Source organism: Mesorhizobium sp. B1-1-1, assembly GCF_006442955.1.
In the GTDB taxonomy this organism is placed as follows: domain Bacteria; phylum Pseudomonadota; class Alphaproteobacteria; order Rhizobiales; family Rhizobiaceae; genus Mesorhizobium.
In genome coordinates this window covers 35,179-53,762 of record NZ_VFWW01000016.1, presented here as the reverse complement: position 1 = coordinate 53,762, position 18,584 = coordinate 35,179, and the positions used below count along the sequence as shown (strand labels likewise).

Here is an 18,584-nt window from a genome sequence, read left to right as displayed (position 1 = left end):
CAGCAGGCGAGAGCATTCCGTGCCGAATGAAGCTATGCTTTGGCCGAAGATTTCGAATATTGGCCCGGAACCAGCGAAACCTGCTGGCTTTCGGGTGTAATCATAAGGCAAAAGACGGCTGCGGCACCGTCAGCGACGACAGGACGTGCTCGCGAGTTGGATATAAGGAGCAGGTCGACTGAAATGCAGAGATCAGTGCGCCTGAAGTCTTTCGAACTGGTCGCGCGGGACATCGATGATGTTGACGTCGAGTTGCTGCACGCGCTGTCGATCTCAGTCCGCTGGCCGCATCGGCCAAAGGACTGGGATATTCTGCGCCGCGCCGGCCGCGGCATTGTTGCCGTAGACGGCATTGGTCGGGTTTTCGGCAGCGCGATGTGGTTTCCGCAAGGGGACGATTTCGCCACCATTGGCGTAGTGATCACAACGCCCCGCACGCAAGCGCAAGGCGGTGGCCGATGGCTTATGGACCAAGTGCTTGAGCAGTGTGGCGATCGCAATCTGGCGCTCAACGCCACCCATGTCGCCTATCCTCTCTATGTCTCACTTGGCTTCACGACCGAGGCCATCGTATATATGCGACAGGGGGAGGTTCCGCTGGTACTCCCGGCCATGGCTGATTTGGAAGGTGAATTGCAGACGCTGCCGAGCGACAGGCTGAATGAGATCATCGAGCTGGATACGCGCGCGTTTGGAACAAACCGCGAGAGGCTGCTCGCATTGCTCTCAGCGGATGCCTCGATCTGCACTTTGAGCCGTGGCGGCGAGATCGTCGGCTACTCCATGTGTCGCGAGTTCGGGCGTGGCTACGTGATCGGCCCGATGGTCGCGCGCAGTGATCTGGACGCGGTCCATCTCACAGCCGTCCATCTGAGAAATCTTGCAGGACGGTTCGCCCGAGTCGATACCCGGGAGAAGGATGGCATGTTTGCCGCGTTTCTCGAGCAGTGCGGCCTTGGCATTGCCGAAACCGTTACGACCATGTCCAAAGGGCGTCGCTTCCTGAACCGGGAAGAAAACGGACCGTGGGTTTATGGATTGGCTGGCCACGCATTGAGCTGACTGCGGCACCACAATGCGACCGAAAGACGCCACTGCAGATTGTGGTAGTGCATTTCCACGACTATGCCTTCGTAGTGGCATTTCTGGGTTACCCGTTCCCTTGAAGATATCTTCGGTGTGGGCCATCCGCCATCAATCACTCTCGCATTGTTGCGAAAGGCAGCAAGCAGGCCGCCCTTCCCTCAGCCTCCGGATCGCAGCCGTCTAGGGGCTCCGTGACAACATCAGGCATCCTTTGGAAGCACCTGAAGGACCCGTGCGATGAACATATGGAACTCGGCCATGTAGTTGCGCAAGAACTCCTGCGTGGATTCGACTGTGACTTCGCCGCCGTCCGTGATCAGGCCCGGCGTGAACTGGTGCCGGCCTGCAACACACCGACCGTGACCACTGCCGCATCGGTGGCGGCAACCTCGCGGGACACGATGGTCTGAAGTCGCAGGACGACGGATGCCGCCATAACGGCGGGATCTATACTCGCTTGCGGCATCGACCCATGGGCCCCTCGTCCGAACAGCCGGATTTGAAGGCTGTCCGCCGCGGAGGTGATTGGCCCGGCGCTGCCGGCGACGGTGCCGGCGGGACCGACCATGACATGCTGGCCAAGCACGACATCAGGCGTGGGGAAGCGTTTAAGCAGACCGTCATCGATCATGGCCTGGGTGCCTTGGGCGGTTTCTTCACCAGGCTGGAAGACGGCCATCAATGTACCCTTCCAGTCTTTGCGCGTCTGCGCCAACAGCGTGGCCGCACCGACAAGCCAGGCGACGTGCATGTCGTGGCCGCACATATGCCCTACCGGCACCGTGTTCCCTTCGGCGTCCGTCGCCGTGACCTTGCTGGCCAAGGCGAGGCCCGTATTCTCGGCGATCGGGAGCGCGTCCATGTCGGCCCGCAGCATCACCGTCGGCCCCTTGCCGTTGCGGAGCAATCCCACCACACCCGTCTTGCCCACCCCGGCTGTTACCTCGTAACCGGCGTTCTTGAGCCTTTCAGCGGCAATGCCCGCTGTTCGCGTCTCCTGCATCGACAGTTCCGGATGGGCGTGAATGTCTTTGTAGAGCGCCTCAAGATCGGGCAGCAGCCTGCCCATGTTCGACAGGACGGCGGATGTGTCCTCACGAGAAGTATGCTTCTTCATGACAATCTCCTGCCGACGGCTTGGACAACCGGCCTTTTAAGCCTTCGATGGCCCAGCGGAGTAGACGATGATCATTGCTGTCCCCTGTATCGACAGCAAGTCCGATTCCTATGATCAACCAAATCGTGACCTCATCCCGATACGGTGCCGGTGTTCCGGGCGAAGCCTTCATGCGTATTTGCAAGGGCTCGGCCTCGATGGCTTAGTCGCCTTGTGGCGATGTCAAAGATCAGTTTCGGGGGGCGAACTGTCCACTCACCAGTCATCCTTGATCGATTTCCATAGCTGCGAGCTTGGCTACTTGCTCTGCCAAACGATCGCAGGGAGGCGAAACGTACGGATACGCTTCCCGGAGGGCCACTGCCCGTGCGGCTAGTTACGTCGGTCTTGTCCGCGTCGTGCACGGCTTGGCAGCAGCAGGCTTATTTCGACCGTGCTCCCGGCAAACGACATCCCAATACAAATTTGCATTTCGGTCCGCGATTAGACGGCCGAGACACTACCATATCTTAGCGCGAGCCAAACGCCGGCATTCGTGACGTCCAGATCGCCAAGCCGATGATGACGATTAATATCCAAAAGAGCGAATTGAAGAGCATGCGAACAAGGTCGCGGTTTTGGTCCTTGGTAACGCCAAGCCGATCCGAGATCGAGATAATGTCACCGGGCGCGATCAACAGCCAGATTATGAGACGAACGAGTCTTGCCATGCAATTCCTTGCCTCTCCAGCCAGATAGGAAAGCATCAACCGGCGCTCAAGTCGAGCGTGCCACACACGAAGCATGCACTGGCTCGCGCCCGGTCGGGTTCGCATCATTCGAAGCAGAGATGAGACCAGTTCGGTGAAGAGAAAGCTGCGATCTTTGCAAGTTGTCCCGAACTCGGCATCCCTCGCCAGGCGATCCCGCGCTTGCCCGACCGGGTTCAAAGGTTTGTGTGAAGCTCGATAGCCCTCGGGGCCGGATCACGGAACGTGGTCTGTCCTGCGAAACACATATCATGCCGCCGACATTCCCCTTCGTGCTGAGAGCATCGATGAGACCGGGCCCCCTTCCCTTCGGGCTTTCCAGTTCCAGGCGCGATAGCGGGCCGTGGTTGTACTCGTGCGTCACCCGCTGAACGGTCTCCTTCTGCGCTTCACGAGGCCGGCGCTTTCGACTGCATGGCCATGACAAAGCTCCTTCCAAACTCGGTTTTGCCTTTGCCGTCGATGGCTGACGTGAATTCTATTGAAGAACGGAAGCTGCCCTCGGCGCCTCACCAGCGAATGACGATCACCTTATCTCTCCCGCCGCCCAGTTGGATCGCCTCGGTGCCATCGGACTTGCGGCTACCAATTTGAGCGTCGTCAACGATTTCTACCGCAGTAGGATTCATGCCAAAGGCTTCGTCCACTTCGGCGCTGCAGACCAGCGTCCGGCGGTAAATCCTTGATCTGCTCTAAAAGCTCGCGAACGGTCATTTCGCACCTGTTTCGTGGAAGTGGAAGACACAGATCGCAAACTGCCCCCCTCGCGAAATGTTCCTCCTGCACGGCGAATATCCCCGCAGGCGGAGCTGATGGCATCGCTCAGCCGCTCAGCGGATCTTGCGGGCGACGAGGTGATGAAGGATCCGCTTGGGAGCATCACCTTTGCCCCTTTGTTTGCTTATGGCTGCCCCTGGCCGCCGCCGGACCCGTAGATATTTCCGGTTGCGAAGCTTGCATCGTTGGCTGCCAACTGCACATAGATGGAGGCCAGTTCCGCCGGCTGACCCGGCCGTTCCAACGCAGTTGTGCTGCCGAATTTCTTGTATTTTTCCTCCGACGCGCCGCCGCTTATCTGCAGGGGCGTCCAGATCGGTCCCGGGGCCACGCCGTTTACGCGAATACCCTTAGGTCCGAGCTGCTTCGCCAACGACTTCACGTAGTTCATAGTCGCGGCCTTGGTCTGAGCGTAGTCGTAGAGCTCGGGCGAAGGATCGTAGGCCTGTTCCGAGGTCGTTCCGATTATGCAGGATCCTGGCTTCAGATGCGGCAGCACCGCCTTGATGATCCAGAACGGCGCGTAGATGTTGGTCTTCATTGTAGCGTCGAAGTCCTCGCTCGTTATGTCGAGGATGGAGGGTTTCGCCTGCTGCCGGCCGGCATTGCAGACGACGATATCGAGCCCGCCGAGCTGCTGCAGGGCGTCGGCAACCAATTTCTGGCAGAAAGCCTCCTCCCGCAAATCGCCGGGAAGCGCGACTCCGGTCCTGCCGGCATCTCGTATAAGTTGGATCACCTCACTCGCGTCGGGCTCTTCCGACGGATAGAAGTTGATCGCGACATCCGCTCCTTCGCGCGCATAAGCAATAGCGGCGGCCCGGCCCATACCGGAATCGCCTCCCGTGATCAGAGCTTTGCGACCCGCAAGCCGGTCTGAACCCTTGTAGCTGGTCTCTCCGTGGTCGGGTTTCGGCTTCATGTCGCGTGCCAGGCCGGGCCAGGGCTGCGTCTGTGCTTCGAATGGCGGCTTCGGGTACTTGGAGCGGGGATCTTGCATCGCGGGTCCGTTCTCTGAGATTTTGGTCGTTGTTTGCTGGGCGCTGGCCGTACCCGAGACGCCGGCCGCTATTCCGACTCCTGCTGCCGCCATGACTTCACGTCGGGACAATGAACGGGGACGGTCTTTGGTCATTCGACTTCTCCGAGGCGCGTGAAACGTCCGAACCGCCTCGGCCTGATAAGGCTCCTTGGTCCGATCGAGAGAGCCCGAGGAGGGCCGCCATGTCATCTTTTCTCCACGGGATGGCGAATTTTCTCCACGGGATGGCGAATGGCTGGGCGGCTGGTTGCGCAGGAGGTCCGATTGACCGCGAACCCAAGAGCTCTCAATGCCCGAGATAAGGAAGCAATGGAGCAAATCATCGGCTATGACAGCCGAAATTACCTCGACTGGGAGATCGGCAGTGCGTACGAGGCGATCCTGCTGGCGTTGTGGGCCCACAGAATTTCGCCCACCCAATTGACCGCTAGCAGAGTTCTTTGCCCGTTAGCGGCAACGCATCTTCGTCCAATGATTTGAGCCGGCCGATCCGGAGCTCGCGGCTGGTGATTGATCTAATCGGTCTGCACGACCGACATAATTTCACCTTTGACAAGCGCCTGGGGATTACGCGGCCTCTTCCGTCTCAGCGTAATTGACGGGATTCTGCAGGTATGACGGGTCGAGCCGTCGAGCCCAGTTCCTCTCAGCATCGAGCAGTTCATCCTCCTCAGTCAGGCCGTTCATAAAGAGCCTGAGGACGTGCGCAGCAATGCGCGCTGCTTCGTTCGAAGCAGGGGCTACGCCGCGCTCTTTGCAGACGGAGTGACAAACGTGGGCAAGCATAACAATATCGCTCGGCCCCAAAAAACGACCAGGATACAACATACCGTTCTCTGCTCAAAAGCTACTGATGGCTACCGGTTACGCAAGGTTACCAGCAGTTACAATTAACTATGATAGTCATGCACCTCGACTTTGCGAAACATCCATTGCGCCCTCGAAAGGGCGTCAGGTACCAGCAGCACTGAGGCCGAGCCGGACGCTGGGCTGATCTGGCTGCTCGGGAGAATGTGAGAGAGCCTGAAAACTTGGACGAAGTGAAGCCGCTGGACCCGGGAGCGGCAGTCCCGTGCGCTCTGTGGCCGCGGCTACCAATGCGATCAAAGCGTCCGTCATCGATCCTTGAATGCCGGCCGATCGCGCAAGCTCCAAACATTGGCGTCCGGTTCAAATGTCGCGCCGACCACCCGCTCCTTCTCCTCCGGCCCAGCGCCGGCGCCGCTCGACCGAGGTGATCACTTCAATCTGATGCTTCGTCATAGGGCTACTCCTAGTGCTGGCACTAGAACTTGCAGCCCTTCAGCCTATGTCAGCAAGGCTGCTTCACCGGATGGGTACCGGATTTCCAAAGAGGACATTCGTGCTTCTCGCGGTCGCTCGCCTCGCCATGTGTATATCGAGGAGAGATCGCCGCGATCTCCTATTCATTTCACCTGCACTTCGTCATTCCCGTATGGACCGGTATGTCGTCGATCAGCGCGCAGCGCTGGAACGGACGAAACTGAGGCAGGGGGTAATGTCCGGGTAGAGGGCGGCCTCTACGGCCGGCATGCGGAACCCGAACACATAGTTCGATCCAATAGCCGGCCCTGACTTTCAGTTCCACACTACGCGCCGATGAATTGAACCGGAAGAGTCCGGCCGCGTTGTTGGGAAATCGAAACGTAATCCTTGGAGGAAGAAATGGCCGCTACTCAAACAACTCGCGGGCGCAGCCAGGACCGCGCAAAGGTCGCTGGCGGGCAGAATCATGAGGTGAAATACGAGGCGGGCAAGAGTGGGGCAAGCAAAGCCGACGTCAAATCGGCCGTGAAATCGGTCGGCAACAGTCGCAAGAAGGTCAAGGACAAACTCGGAAAGAAATGAGCCACGACAAATGGTTCGGATTGCCACCTTCAATGTGAACGGTGTCAATGGACGGCTGCCCGTGCTCCTCAAGTGGCTCTCGGCCACCAACTACGACATCGTCTGCCTCCAGGAACTAAAAACGTCCGACGAGAAATTTCCGATCGAGGCCATCCGCGAGGCGGGGTACGGCGCCATCTGGCATGGCCAGAAATCCTACAACGGAGTGGCCATTGTAACTCGAGGGATGGACCCGGTTGAACGCCGGCGCGGCTTGCCTGGCGATCCTGATGACACTCACAGCCGCTACATCGAAGCCCAGGTGGACCGGCTCGTTGTCGGCTGTCTCTACGTGCCCAATGGGAATCCAGCGCCTGGTCCCAAGTTCGACTACAAGCTGCGCTGGTTCGACCGCTTGATCAGCCACGGCCAGGACTTGCTCAAAGCGGGAGCGCCGACAGTGCTGTGTGGAGACTACAACGTCGTTCCAACTCCGATTGACGCCGTGGTGCCGCGACGATGGCTCGGCGATGCGGTTTTCTTCCCCGAGAGCCGGCAAGCCTATGCCGAGATGCTTGAGGATGGCTGGATCGATGCGGTCCGGCGCATCCGCCCGGAGAAGGGGGTCTATACTTATTGGAATCACTCCTATGGCGGCGGCTACGACAAGAGTTCTGGCCTGCGAATGGACCATCTGCTCGTCAGTCCATCGTTGTCGCCCAGGCTTCGCGATGCCGGCGTGGATGTTGGGACGCGAGGGTGGGAAAAGCCCAGCGATCATGCGCCGGCTTGGATAGAGCTCGACTAGTCGATTTTGACGGGGCCAAGTTCAGATGTCAGCAGGTTCACGCCTTTGTCCGAAACTTGTCGCATATTTCGGACATGTCCTTGGTTGAGCCTGACAGCAATTTCCGTACGCGCGTGCTTGCACGGATCGAGTCCAAACCCGACGAGGTATGGACCCGCCGACTTTGCAGACTTCGGTGGAGGCATCGAGAAGAGCCTCAACGGTGGCAAACAGGGTCACACTCGACCTCGCCGTCTTTCCAACCCACGCGCCGCCTTTCGTGCGACCCTGAGGTCATCGAGAGTTGGCTGCCACCAAAGCGCGTCACCAATCTCCGTCTTGGTTCGCGAGGGCCAGGTCTTGATGAGCTCATCGAAGGCGGCGGGACGCCACCGACCCCAGACATAGTCATGGTGGTCTGGAAAGTCGGCGTACTGGGTACCAAGAATGTCGCCATCGACGGGCTCGCCATCGCACCCGATGAAGACGATGACACCGTAGCCCCGTGTCATTACCGGCCGGCCAAGCGGCGGAAGATCGTTTGGATCCAGCGGATAGCGCCTGCGGCGGCGTTCCGTGGCATGGGCGCGAGACGCCAGTTCTTGCGGAGACCCCTGCCTCTGCGCCGCGCGCTGTTTTCGCGCTTCGGGCTCGTTGCGAAGAGCGGCAGCCTCAATTTCCGCCCAGCGTCGATGCAGTTGTTCATAGGAGCGATATGGCACTTTCCAAGCGTGCCTGTCGGGATCCCAGGACGCAAACGGCACGTCGCGCATCACCTTCACCACCGAGCGAGAATATGGTGTTTGCACCTCCAGCCGATCCTGGTGCACGAACAGGTACTTGGAAACGATAGGATCGAAGGCGTAGGCGTCGCGTCCTCTGCTGTCAGCATGCACGCTCGATCCGGCGAGTTCTTGCTCCATCCAACGATTGACGCGCCGAGCTGCGGTCTTTCCCGGGACAAACCAGGCCTTGAGTTGATCGCTCCAGCGGGCCCGGGGAAAACTCTTCCGGAAGCGTTCGACGGTGGTCCGATCAAAGGGGAAGGACGCCGGCACGCCCGTTGAGACATTGTCATTCGAACCTGATCCATCCGTTCTCTTCATGATCATGGAGCCTTCACCGCATCTCTGACAGGAGAACGCTTTACGAAGGCGCAAGTGCCCTTCGCGCCGATGTCGGCAAGAACTCCCAGATTGCAGGAGGCGAACGTACCTTTGCTTACTTCGCTAGGGCCTGGGCGATAGCGCGATCGGCGATCCAGCGCGCAATGCAACAGGATCTGCGCTTTTCGTCCGGAAGCCCGAGAGGCCGATCAAGCTGGATTTGCACCAGCTTTCTTAATTCGAGACCGAAATCGAAATTCAACAGTGCCAATTATGTGGACCTTCTCGAGCACAGACACCTGACCGTTTCCATTCATCGCCCAAGGCCAGTTTATCGCTGGAAAGCCAAAGTGCGGGAATTCAGGAGAAATGGCCGCTGGATGCGTTTTTTCTGAAGGGGGTTGTCGAGGGGAGATACCCATGGCTGCACCAGTCTGTCGGCGCTGCCAAATTTGCAGATCGCATCCAGGACCTTTCCAACGACATTCCGGAGCTATGTGACATTATGGAGGCGTTGCTTGCCGCCCGACAGAAACTTCGCGAGCAGTTCACGGTGCTGCATGAAAGGTTGTTGTCGATCGTGAAGGATGACACGGTTCTGCAGGCGGTTGATGACCGTGCCTGGTATCGGCCCTGTCGTTGCGCTGGCTTTCAATGCCACGGTCGACGTTCCTGCACGCTTCAAGAACTCGAAAGCCGTAGGTCCGGCTCTCGGGTTGACGCCGCGGTTGCATCAATCAGGCGAGGACAATCGCGTCGGACGTGTTTCCCTGTGCGGTGACGCCATGATGCGGACGCTGCTTTATGAAGCCGCGCAAGTCTTGCTGACGGTGGTGAAAAAGTGGTCATGGCTGAAAACTTGGGGATGAACATCGCCAAACGTCGAGGCCGGCAAAGGGCGACCGTTGCCCTTGCTCGCAGAATGGCTGTCATCATGCACAGAATATGGTCCGACGGCGGTGAGTTCCGCTGGGCGCGAGAGGAAGCGACGGGGGTGATATAGCCGGGTCCACCAAACGAAAGGGAGAAGATCCGATAACGGGATCCGCCAAGGGCGGATACATGTCCTTCGCGGGACGGAGGATGAAGAGAGGACGTGCCGGGACTCGTTTCCACCGCGGCAACGTGGTGAGAACGCTGTTTAGATTGTCCCCTTCATTCCAACTGATCCCATGCTGGGAGGGCCAAAGCGCCGATCCCGAAGAGAAGCAGGGCCTCGCGAAAGACATCAAATGCCCATGGTAGAGGAAGCTTGAAAGCGATTGACTTCAACACACCGAATAGAGAAGTCCCGGCATTTGCTGGAGCGGATTGAGAGTGAAGCGCTCGGGCTGGGAAGCTCATGCCTTGCAGATGAACTCGTAGGGGGTGAGACTTTGAGGGTTTCGAGTCTGCGACCGAAATTGTAGGCCGCGACCAAATCGGCAAGATGCCGACGCAGTTGGGCGTGATCGTGGTTCTGGGATGCCGCACCGAGCCGCAGCGTGTATGAGAGGCGCTCAACATCGCGTCGGCCGCGCCGCGCTTGGCGGTTTGTGTCTTCTGAGCGGGGAGCGGCTTTCGCTTGGGACGAAGGCAGCGTGATGCTGATCATCGCCGCCGCGCTTCGGTCGCCGATGACGCATGATCATCAGCAGCACCAGCATCGCCACGATGATCATCATGATCGGCATGCCAATGACCATCGCCGCGGTCGGTTGGTCCGTGTGGGGTACATTGGCGCTCGGCTACGCGCCGCCGATCACCATGACTTTGGGCTGGCTGGCCAATGCGAATGCAGCGAATGAGCGCTGCACCCGTTCTAAATCGAGGCCGTCGGCAATGATGACCAGCCGCGATGTGCGGTCTTGGCTCGGCCACGCCTCCATATGTACAGGAGGATGAACGAGATGCTGCACACCGTGGACCGCGACCGGGCGGTCTTCACCTGCGATGTTCAGGATGCCCTTCACCCGAAGGACACGCTCTCCATGTCTGTTGAGCAGCATGGTGAGCCATAAGCCGAACGCGGTCCAATCGACTTGCTCGTCCCAGACCAGGACGCAGGATGCGATCGCCGCTTGATGCGCCTGTCCGTCGGCAGTCGCCAACACGGCAGCCTCCTCGCAGAAGAAGCCTGACTGCGATTGCAGCTGGCTTGCACGGGCTACAGTCTCCTGCTCGAACAGATCTCGTGCGCAGAACCCGGAGCGGACATTCAGTATCGGGGCATCCGGATTGATGCGCTCCAGCCGATCTGCAAGTCGCCCGATTTTGGCGTCGTCAGCGAGATCGGTCTTGGTCATGACCAGCCTGTCGGCAATGGCCACCTGACGATTGGATTCGATATATCGGTCGAGGTTGGCAATCCCGTTCATGACGTCGACGGTGGTCACCACATTTCCCACGATGAAATGGTGCTTCAGCATCGGATCGGATTTTAGCGTCGAAAGAATCGGAAATGGGTCAGCCAGCCCCGTACTTTCGACCACTACCTGCCGGAACGGGGATATCTGGCCTCGCTCCCGCTTCGAATATAGATCGCGGATCGCGTCGGCCAGTTCACCGCGCACGGTGCAGCACACGCAGCCGGACTGAAGCAGTACCATGGTTTCGTCAATTCGTTCCACCAAGTGGTGGTCGAGCCCAACCTGGCCGAATTCATTGATGAGCACGGCCGCGTCCGATAGATCAGGGTCATCAAGCAACCGTTTCAGAAGCGTCGTTTTGCCCGAGCCGAGAAAACCTGTCAGCAGGTGGACCGGGGTGAAAGGCGGTAGTTCAGCCATCGCGACCGGCTTCGAAGCTTGCGATGACATCGGCCTCCAACGGATCGCAAGTCCTGCCCGAAAGACGCTCCGCAGCCTGCCATAGGTGTCCGAGATCGTTGATGATCTCGGTCTTGCCCGTTCGCGTTGAAATGACAAAGGCCGTCCCCTGCCAGTCCGCCAGCCGCATGCCGAAGGAGGCCAGGATGAGATTAGCTATCCTGACGCGATTGGCGCGCTCACGGCGCCGGTCAACGTTTTCGACGTTGCGCGTGTAAACGCCGGGCCGGGCCACGGCATCGGTCCAATGTTCGTTGCTGCCTAGAACGCCGCATAGCGAGCACATGATCTGCTCCTTGGATGACCGTCTTCGGAGACCGTTTGACCCCGACAGGGCCTTACAGTTCCTCTGTAGGTGGTTGCCCTGCCTGGCGATGCCAAGTCCCCCCTGCCTGGTCTACCGCAGGCTTCGACCAGAAGAAGAACGCGGTCTCGGAAATGCCGAGGCCGCGTTCTTCTGTCGAGGAACTCAAGGGGCCGGGATCGGCTTAACCTTGTTTGGCTCCAGCCAGCCCTTGGTCGGCTCACATTTTCCGCAGTTGATGCCGGGCAAATTGTCGGCGTAGGTCACGTCGGGCAGATCCTTGATGGTTGCGCCCGGCGTGGGCGTACCATCTTGCACCGACTTCAAGCTGAGTTCGGGCAGCAGATCGCCGTTCAGCGAGGTGTCGATGAAGAGCGGTGGCACCTTGTCGGCAGGGAAAGTGTTGCAGCCGTCAACGAAGGTCTCACCCTGGCAGAGCTTCACATCCTGCGGCTCAACCCATGGCAGCGGATATTCGATGTTGTTAGCGGTTAGCTTCTTCTTGCCGGTCACGACTTCCATCATGAGCTTGAAGGCGTAGCCGCCAACGGCCGGACCCGCGCTCGAGGAGACGCCTTTCAGGCCCTTGGCCTGCATTGCCGGATCCGCCATCGCGAGACGATAGCCGTTGTTGGACTGGCCGGCAATCACGACCAGCTTGTCGGGACGACTGTTGATGACGGCTTGCAAAGAGCCAAAGGTGCCGTCAACCGTCCAGATACCGTCGACGTTGGGGTGCGCGGCTAGGATCTTGGCAACCTCCTCCTGCGAGGTCGCGTCGTTCCAGTTGCCATAGAAATCGCCGACGATCTTGATGTCGGGATATTTCTTGAACACGCCATAGGCCTGTTCGTCATAGGTCTTGGTCACGGTCGTGCCGGCGACGCCGTGGTTGAAGATCAGCTCTCCCTTGCCGCCCATCTGGTTCACCATCCACTGCGCCGTATTGGCGCCGTAACGGGCGGTGATGTTGGAGACGTTGTGCGCGCAGGACTCCGTAACCGTACTGTCGTATGTGAACACCACGACGCCTTGATCGCAGGCTTGCTTGATGGTGCGGTTGAGCGCAGTCGGCGAGAGCGGATACAGAAGAATGGCGTTGGCGCCTGCCGCGATCATGCTCTGGAGGTCAGATATCTGCTTCTGCACGTCGGTGCCGGAGATAATGGTCTTGAACTCTACCTGGTTGTCGTAAGGCGGGGTCGAAGCCAGTGCCTTGATGCCGTTGGCGGCGCTCGCCTGCCAGGTGTTGCCGCTGTAGCTCATGTTCAGGAACACCTTGTAGGTATCCTGGGCATTCGCGCTGGATGTCCCCAGACCAAGCAACGTGGCGGCGATGGCCGCCCGGCCGTAAGTCAGTCTACGCGAAGCGTTCTTCATGTTCTTTCTCCCATTTGAAGCGACCGCCGACTAACGGCTTCGCAGATTGAGCCGCCCACGCTGGAGCAGCAAAGCGATGATGATGATCCCGCCCTGCACCAGGTCGCGGAATCCCTGCGAGAGGCTGAGCGTGGTGATGACGGTGGACAACGTGCTGAGGAAGAGCGCGCCGGCAAGAGTTCCGAGATAGATGCCGGAGCCACCGGTGACCCGTGCGCCGCCGATGACGACGGCGGCGATGGAGGGCATCAGCAGCGCATCGCCCATGTCAAGCGTCGCGCTCGAGGAATAGCCGGCCAAGAGGATGCCGGTCATTCCGGCACAAAGGCCGCTGATGGCATAGACTGCGATGGTGAGCGCGGCGATCGGCAGGCCCAGCACGTTGGCCGCGCCAGGGCTGCTGCCAATGGCGTAGAGCTTGCGGCCTTCCGCGCTCTTGTTCTGGAACAGCCAGGCGAACACCGCAAAGACGATTATGAAATAGACGGGGTAGGGTACCCCCAGCCAGCGGGAGCTCATGAACTGCTGGATCGCAGGAGCGACCGATTGTTGCGAATTGCCCGCGGTGAAACCCAGCGCCACCCCGAAGAATGTGATGCCGGACGCCAGCGTCACGATGAAGGGCGGGATCTTGGCAATCGCCACACCGATGCCGTTGATGAGACCGATGCCAAGACAGCACAAGAGGGTAAGCGGAATGGCGTACAGCAGCGCGTCGTTGCTGCCGCGCGTAAGTTCCGCGATCATCATGCCGCCGACACCGATGACCACGCCCAGTGACAAGTCGATGCCGCCCAGAAGGATCACCAGCCCCTGCCCGAACGAAGCGACCACCAGGAAGATGGCGGTAACCAGTATGGCGGTGAGCTGGTCGAACGAACCGAAATTGGGACTGGCGATCTTCGTGCCGATGACCAGCAGCGCCGTGGCGGCGAACACGGTGATCGGCGGCACAAGGTCCGATGAGACAAGTGCGCGGCGCGCGCTCTGCGCGCCGTGCTCGGACGTCTGTGCCGGGGTCGTAATGTCCTTGTCGGTCATCAGGCTTCCCTTCTCGCGGAACGGCGCGCCAAATAGACGGAGGCTTGGCCGAAAAGGATTGCCAAGATCATGATAAGTCCGTTGAAGATGTTGGTGTAAAAGTCAGCCACGCCGAGCGCGAACAGCATCTTTTGCAACACCGTCAAAATACCTGCACCGGCCAGCGTGCCGACCACCCCGCCGCGACCGCCGAACAGGGACGTGCCGCCGATCGCGACCGCCGCGAACATGAACAGCAAGAAGGAATCGCTGATGCGTGGATCGCCCGAACCGATCTCGGCGCTGAAAACGAAGCCGGCCATGGCATAGAACAGGCCGGCGGCCACGAAAGCGAATAGCCTGGTGGCGCGGATATTGAGCCCCGAGAGCCGCGCGGCCGTCTGATCCGTGCCGACCGCGTACATTGCTATGCCCATGCGCGAATGCTTGAGCAGAAACCAGAAGACGAGCACCAGCACCAACAGGATCGCCGGCACGGGAATGCGTAGAATGTCGCCGGTGATGCCATAAGCGATGGATTCCACCACCTCGCCGCCAGGTGCCGGAAGGATGAGGAGCGCGATGCCTTGGCATGCGATCAGAGAACCGAGCGTCACGGCGAGCGACTGCAGTCCAAAATAGGCGACCAGTATGCCGTTGAGACCACCGACCACGAGGCCGACCAACAGAACCAGGCCGAAGCTGCCAAGGGCGCCCGCATCGCCGCCACTCACCGTCGCCACCACCACATTCGCGATGGCGATCACACCGGGGCCCGAAAGGTCCAGCTCGCCGCATACCACGACGAGCGTCAGTCCCGTTGCGGCGAGGGCGAGTACGATGGCGTTGTTGAGGAGGTTACCGATGCCGAACAGCGAGAGTGCCGAAGGCTCGTGGGCGGCATAGACGGCGAACATGACGATAAGCAGGCCGATGGCGGCGACCGCTCCGTTGCCTAGAATTGTCAAGCGGCCGCGAGGCGTATCGGATGCCATCGTTACGCCCCTTGGGCGGCAGGCCGCCGCGACCCGTCGCGATAACCGGATGCCAGCGACAGCATACGGTCCTGTGAGAGATGGTCGCGGCCCAGCTCGCCGGCAATCGAATTGCGGTAGAGAACGAGGCAGCGATCACAGAGCTGAACGAGTTCGTCCAGTTCAGTCGAATAGAACAGGATCGAGCCGCCATCGCGCACGAACGCGCGCATCATGGCGTATATGTTGCGCTTGGCGCCGACATCGACACCGCGCGTGGGATCGAACAACAGCAGGCACCGCGCGCCCGTTATCAGCGCCCGCGCCAGCACCGCCTTCTGCTGGTTGCCGCCCGAAAGCGCGCCGACGTTGAGGGGCAGGAGCTGCTTCGAAAGGTTCACTGCCGGGGTTACCTGCTCCACCAGCCGCAGCTCGGAAGATCTGTTTACGAGCTTGAATGGGCTCACCTTGTCTATCACCGGCAGCGAGATATTCGCCTGCGTGGTGAGATCGTGAAACAGTCCTTCGGACTTTCGTTCCTCCGGCACCAGCACCATGCCGAGCCTACGCGCCGCGCGAGGCGAGCCGACCGAAGTCGCCTTGCCTGCGATCGAGATCGTGCCCTCTCGCAGCGTCGACAAGCCCACCAGCGACTTGAAGAGACTGGACTGCCCGTGACCCTCCAGACCCGCCACACCAAGAATCTCGCCGGGAGCCAGCGAGAAGCTGATATCATTGACGCCAGGGCCGATCAGGTGACCGACCTCCAGCGCCGGCGTGGCGCCGACGCGAACCGCCGACGGCGCCTTCTCCGCGGATTCAACCACGGAGCGACCGGCCATACTGCTGAATATCGCTTCGTCGCTCATGGATTCAACATCGCTTTCCAGCACCTTGCGGCCGTTACGCAGGATAACGCAGCGCTGGCACAAGCGGCGGATCTCGTCGAGCTTGTGGCTTATGTAGAGCACTGACGTGCCGCCACGAACAGCGGCATCGACCAGCTTGAAAAGCCATTCACGGTCGGAGAGCGCGGCGGTCGCTTCGTCGAGCACCAGCACGGCCGGGCGGTGCCGCAGCGCACGCACGATCTCGACCTTCTGGCGCATGCCGAGCGGCAGATCCTCGACCAGCCGCCGGGGCGCGATATCCGCCACGTCATGGGCTTGAAGAATCTCAGCCGCCTCACGCTCGATGTTGCGCGCCGACACCAGACCAAGGCGGTTGAGTGCCGGGCGCGGCAGGAACAGGTTCGCGGCCACTGACAATGTCGGAATCAGGCTGAGTTCCTGGAAGGCGGTTGCTATGCCGGCCAAGCGGGCGTCCACAATGCCCTGCGGCTTGAAAGGAGCGCCGCGCAATTCGATGGAGCCGGTATCAGGTGTGACGACGCCACTCAGTATCTTCACGAGTGTCGACTTGCCGGCGCCATTTTCGCCGAGCAGACCGCACACTTCGCCGGAGCGCATTTCAAACGAAATATCCTCAAGCGCAATCGTGGCACCGTAGCGCTTGGACACGGATCGGAAATCAAGGACGTTGTGCGTTCTATCCTTCATTCCACCTCTTCCCAGTCTTCCCTATTTGGTCAGACCAAGATTGGAGCTAGCACGCCTTACCCGCCATGACAATTAAGAAAACTTGCAAGAAAGCTTGAATTTTCAGCACATTTGGTCTGACCGGAAATGGGTGGTCGAAAAGCAATGCGAAGGGCACCAAATCCACCATCAATTCTGCTGTTTCCAGCAGAATTGACGGGAGCTGCCATCGGCGAGATGACACAGAAAGTATAATCAATCCGATCTATCGGGTCTGACCACTCAAGCGAACCGGGCCGGAGACCGCGCGGCGATCCCGGCATAGTACGCCGAAGCCGCTCAGGATTTGGGACGTGCCTTGCCGCTGCGCGGGAAGCGCTTGCCGAAATCGGCCGCGATCTCTTCCATCTTGACGAACTTCACGCCCTCGAAGCCCTTCATATAGTCATGGAGCCGTTCGTGCATCTTCAGCACATGCGGCTTGCCCGACACGTCGGGATGGATCGTCAGCGGGAACACGGCATAGTCGTAGTTCTCGTAGACCCAGTCGAACTGGTCGCGCCACATCTGCTCGATATCGCGCGGGTTGACGAAGCCGTGACTGTTGGGCGAGGCCTTGATGAACATCATCGGCGGCAGGTCATCGAGATACCAGGATGCCGGTATCTCGATGAGATCGGTCTCCTCGCCTTGCGAATACGGCTTCATCCAGCTGGATGGATGCTTGGAATAATCGATCTTCGTCCACTGGTCGCCGACCGTCACATAGTAGGGGTGATGGTCGTTATGCATCAGCGAGTGGTCGTAGAGCAGCCCCTTCTGCTTCAAAAGCTCATTTGTTTTCGAGCCGAACTCCCACCAGGGAGCGACATAGCCGCGAGGCGCCTTGCCGCAAAGCTTGGTGATCAGGTCGACGCACTTGTTGAAGATGGCCTCTTCCTGCTCGGGCGACATGGCGATCGGGTTCTCGTGGCTGTAGCCATGCATGCCGATCTCGTGGCCAGCGTCCGCCACTTCCTTCATTTCGTCCCAAAAGCTCTCGATGGAATGACCGGGGATGAACCATGTCGTCTTGATCCCCCACTTTTCGAACATCCGAAGCAGCCGGAGGCTGCCGACCTTGCCTGCGAAGGCGCCGCGAGAGATGTCGCAAGGGCTGTCCTCACCGCCGTAGGAACCCAACCAGCCGGCGACAGCGTCAACGTCCACTCCGTAGGATACAAACATTTCTTTCGGCATCTCTCTTCCTTTCGTTGTTCATGTCCCCGGCCGAAGGGCGTCTAGGGTAGTTGCGAGGGTGGAAGACCGGCCCGGCTTCCCGCCATGCTGATATGTTTGCGCATGTAGTAGTTGGCGCCATCGGGATCGCCCATGGCAATCGCCTCCAGGATGCGATCATGCTCCTGCACCGCGAACAGCAGATTGCCCCGCCGCTCGGTGGGCAGGCGCTGGCTCTCCAGCAGCACGCTCGCGAATGTCTGGTGCATGTCCACCAGCAGCTTGTTGCGCGAGATGCGCATGATGAGGTTGTGGAAATCGAAGTCCGTCTGCGCGTAGGAATTGAGGTCCTTTTCGCGCGCCGCGTTGCGAAAGGCGATCGTGCATTCCTTCAGGTCGGCGATCTCCTGATCGGTATGGGTCAGCGCCGCGAGCTCGGCGGCGTAGGATTCGACGATGTAGCGGAACTGATAGACCTCGCTCAGCGAATAACGCGCCGCGAAGCGCCAGGACGGAGTTGCCGGTGCGCCGGAAGGGTCGGCACAAACGAAGCCCCGCCCTCCCTCGCGCGCAACGATCTCGCCGATGGTGGCGAGGATCGACAGAGCCTCGCGCAGCGTGGCGCGGCTCACATTGAGGTCGCGGGCCAGGTCGCGCTGCGGCGGCAATGTATCGCCTGGTCGCAACCTGCCGTCGCGGATCATCGACTGCAAGGCGGCCACCGTTGCCTGGGCCACACCGCCGCTGGCTTCCCGGCGCTCGCGCCGCAGGTCGGGCGGCTGTAAGGCCGCCGTCTTTCCATCATCACTAAGATTGCGTTTCATCATGGCT

The 18,584-nt window shown here is 59.9% G+C and carries 18 protein-coding genes and 2 pseudogenes; 5 read left to right on the top strand and 15 right to left on the bottom strand.

Annotated features, from left to right (window positions below; translation table 11 throughout):
* The first annotated feature begins 183 nt into the window (after positions 1-183).
* Complete coding sequence (locus FJ986_RS27400; RefSeq protein ID WP_140523314.1) at positions 184-1,062, top strand: GNAT family N-acetyltransferase; 879 nt, start codon at positions 184-186, stop codon at positions 1,060-1,062.
* A 224-nt stretch (positions 1,063-1,286) separates the two neighbouring features.
* On the opposite strand, the pseudogene FJ986_RS31025 reads toward FJ986_RS27400, so the two are convergent.
* The 5 genes and pseudogenes from FJ986_RS31025 to FJ986_RS27375 all read right to left on the bottom strand — a co-directional run.
* Positions 1,287-1,421 (bottom strand): annotated as a pseudogene (locus tag FJ986_RS31025) (ACP phosphodiesterase); the annotation flags it as partial.
* Entirely contained in the window at positions 1,403-2,089 is a 687-nt protein-coding gene (locus FJ986_RS27390; protein ID WP_318013174.1) for an amidohydrolase, read from the bottom strand. The pseudogene FJ986_RS31025 and the gene FJ986_RS27390, both read right to left, overlap by 19 nt.
* A 623-nt stretch (positions 2,090-2,712) precedes the next feature.
* Entirely contained in the window at positions 2,713-2,949 is a 237-nt protein-coding gene (locus FJ986_RS27385; RefSeq protein ID WP_140523311.1) for a hypothetical protein, read from the bottom strand.
* A gap of 512 nt (positions 2,950-3,461) precedes the next feature.
* Entirely contained in the window at positions 3,462-3,599 is a 138-nt protein-coding gene (locus FJ986_RS27380) for a hypothetical protein (protein WP_224656193.1), read from the bottom strand.
* 254 nt (positions 3,600-3,853) lie between these two features.
* A complete protein-coding gene (locus FJ986_RS27375) occupies positions 3,854-4,864 on the bottom strand; it encodes an SDR family oxidoreductase (protein ID WP_140555432.1) in 1,011 nt (336 codons plus the stop codon).
* A 171-nt stretch (positions 4,865-5,035) separates the two neighbouring features.
* Between FJ986_RS27375 and FJ986_RS27370 the strand changes: the two genes are divergently transcribed.
* From FJ986_RS27370 to xth, 3 genes are all read left to right on the top strand, one after another.
* Entirely contained in the window at positions 5,036-5,251 is a 216-nt protein-coding gene (locus FJ986_RS27370) for a hypothetical protein (protein ID WP_140523309.1), read from the top strand.
* A 1,206-nt stretch (positions 5,252-6,457) separates the two neighbouring features.
* Positions 6,458-6,640, top strand: a complete 183-nt coding sequence (locus FJ986_RS27360; protein ID WP_140523303.1) for a DUF3606 domain-containing protein — start codon at positions 6,458-6,460, stop codon at positions 6,638-6,640.
* 10 nt (positions 6,641-6,650) lie between these two features.
* On the top strand, positions 6,651-7,427 hold the full coding sequence (xth, locus tag FJ986_RS27355) for an exodeoxyribonuclease III (protein ID WP_140523301.1): 777 nt from the start codon (positions 6,651-6,653) through the stop codon (positions 7,425-7,427).
* Between the two features lie 215 nt (positions 7,428-7,642).
* Here the strand turns inward: xth and FJ986_RS27350 are convergent, their stop codons facing one another.
* Positions 7,643-8,518 carry a hypothetical protein gene (locus FJ986_RS27350; protein WP_224656195.1) on the bottom strand — a complete coding sequence of 292 codons (876 nt, stop codon included), beginning with the start codon at positions 8,516-8,518 and terminating at the stop codon, positions 7,643-7,645.
* Between the two features lie 559 nt (positions 8,519-9,077).
* Here FJ986_RS27350 and FJ986_RS27345 point away from each other — a divergent pair.
* A pseudogene (locus tag FJ986_RS27345) lies at positions 9,078-9,515 on the top strand (transposase); the annotation flags it as partial.
* Positions 9,516-10,011: 496 nt separating this feature from the next.
* On the opposite strand, the gene FJ986_RS30585 reads toward FJ986_RS27345, so the two are convergent.
* From FJ986_RS30585 to FJ986_RS27300, 9 genes are all read right to left on the bottom strand, one after another.
* Positions 10,012-10,185 carry a hypothetical protein gene (locus FJ986_RS30585; protein WP_181167739.1) on the bottom strand — a complete coding sequence of 58 codons (174 nt, stop codon included), beginning with the start codon at positions 10,183-10,185 and terminating at the stop codon, positions 10,012-10,014.
* A 54-nt stretch (positions 10,186-10,239) separates the two neighbouring features.
* Entirely contained in the window at positions 10,240-11,280 is a 1,041-nt protein-coding gene (locus FJ986_RS27335; protein WP_140523298.1) for a GTP-binding protein, read from the bottom strand.
* Positions 11,273-11,605: a hypothetical protein gene (locus FJ986_RS27330; RefSeq protein WP_140523295.1), complete on the bottom strand. Its 333-nt coding sequence runs from the start codon at positions 11,603-11,605 to the stop codon at positions 11,273-11,275. Before FJ986_RS27330 ends, FJ986_RS27335 begins: the two co-directional genes overlap by 8 nt.
* A gap of 183 nt (positions 11,606-11,788) precedes the next feature.
* Positions 11,789-13,003: a sugar ABC transporter substrate-binding protein gene (locus tag FJ986_RS27325; RefSeq protein WP_140523293.1), complete on the bottom strand. Its 1,215-nt coding sequence runs from the start codon at positions 13,001-13,003 to the stop codon at positions 11,789-11,791.
* Positions 13,004-13,033: 30 nt separating this feature from the next.
* Positions 13,034-14,044 carry an ABC transporter permease gene (locus FJ986_RS27320; RefSeq protein WP_140523290.1) on the bottom strand — a complete coding sequence of 337 codons (1,011 nt, stop codon included), beginning with the start codon at positions 14,042-14,044 and terminating at the stop codon, positions 13,034-13,036.
* On the bottom strand, positions 14,044-15,018 hold the full coding sequence (locus FJ986_RS27315) for an ABC transporter permease (RefSeq protein WP_140523288.1): 975 nt from the start codon (positions 15,016-15,018) through the stop codon (positions 14,044-14,046). The genes FJ986_RS27320 and FJ986_RS27315 overlap by 1 nt, the downstream gene beginning before the upstream one ends.
* A 2-nt stretch (positions 15,019-15,020) precedes the next feature.
* Positions 15,021-16,556 carry a sugar ABC transporter ATP-binding protein gene (locus FJ986_RS27310; protein WP_140523285.1) on the bottom strand — a complete coding sequence of 512 codons (1,536 nt, stop codon included), beginning with the start codon at positions 16,554-16,556 and terminating at the stop codon, positions 15,021-15,023.
* A 318-nt stretch (positions 16,557-16,874) separates the two neighbouring features.
* Entirely contained in the window at positions 16,875-17,774 is a 900-nt protein-coding gene (locus FJ986_RS27305; protein WP_140523283.1) for a polysaccharide deacetylase, read from the bottom strand.
* Between the two features lie 41 nt (positions 17,775-17,815).
* The gene (locus FJ986_RS27300) at positions 17,816-18,580 is read right to left on the bottom strand and encodes a FadR/GntR family transcriptional regulator (RefSeq protein ID WP_224656196.1); all 765 of its coding nucleotides are present in this window, start codon (positions 18,578-18,580) and stop codon (positions 17,816-17,818) included.
* Positions 18,581-18,584 lie beyond the last annotated feature (4 nt).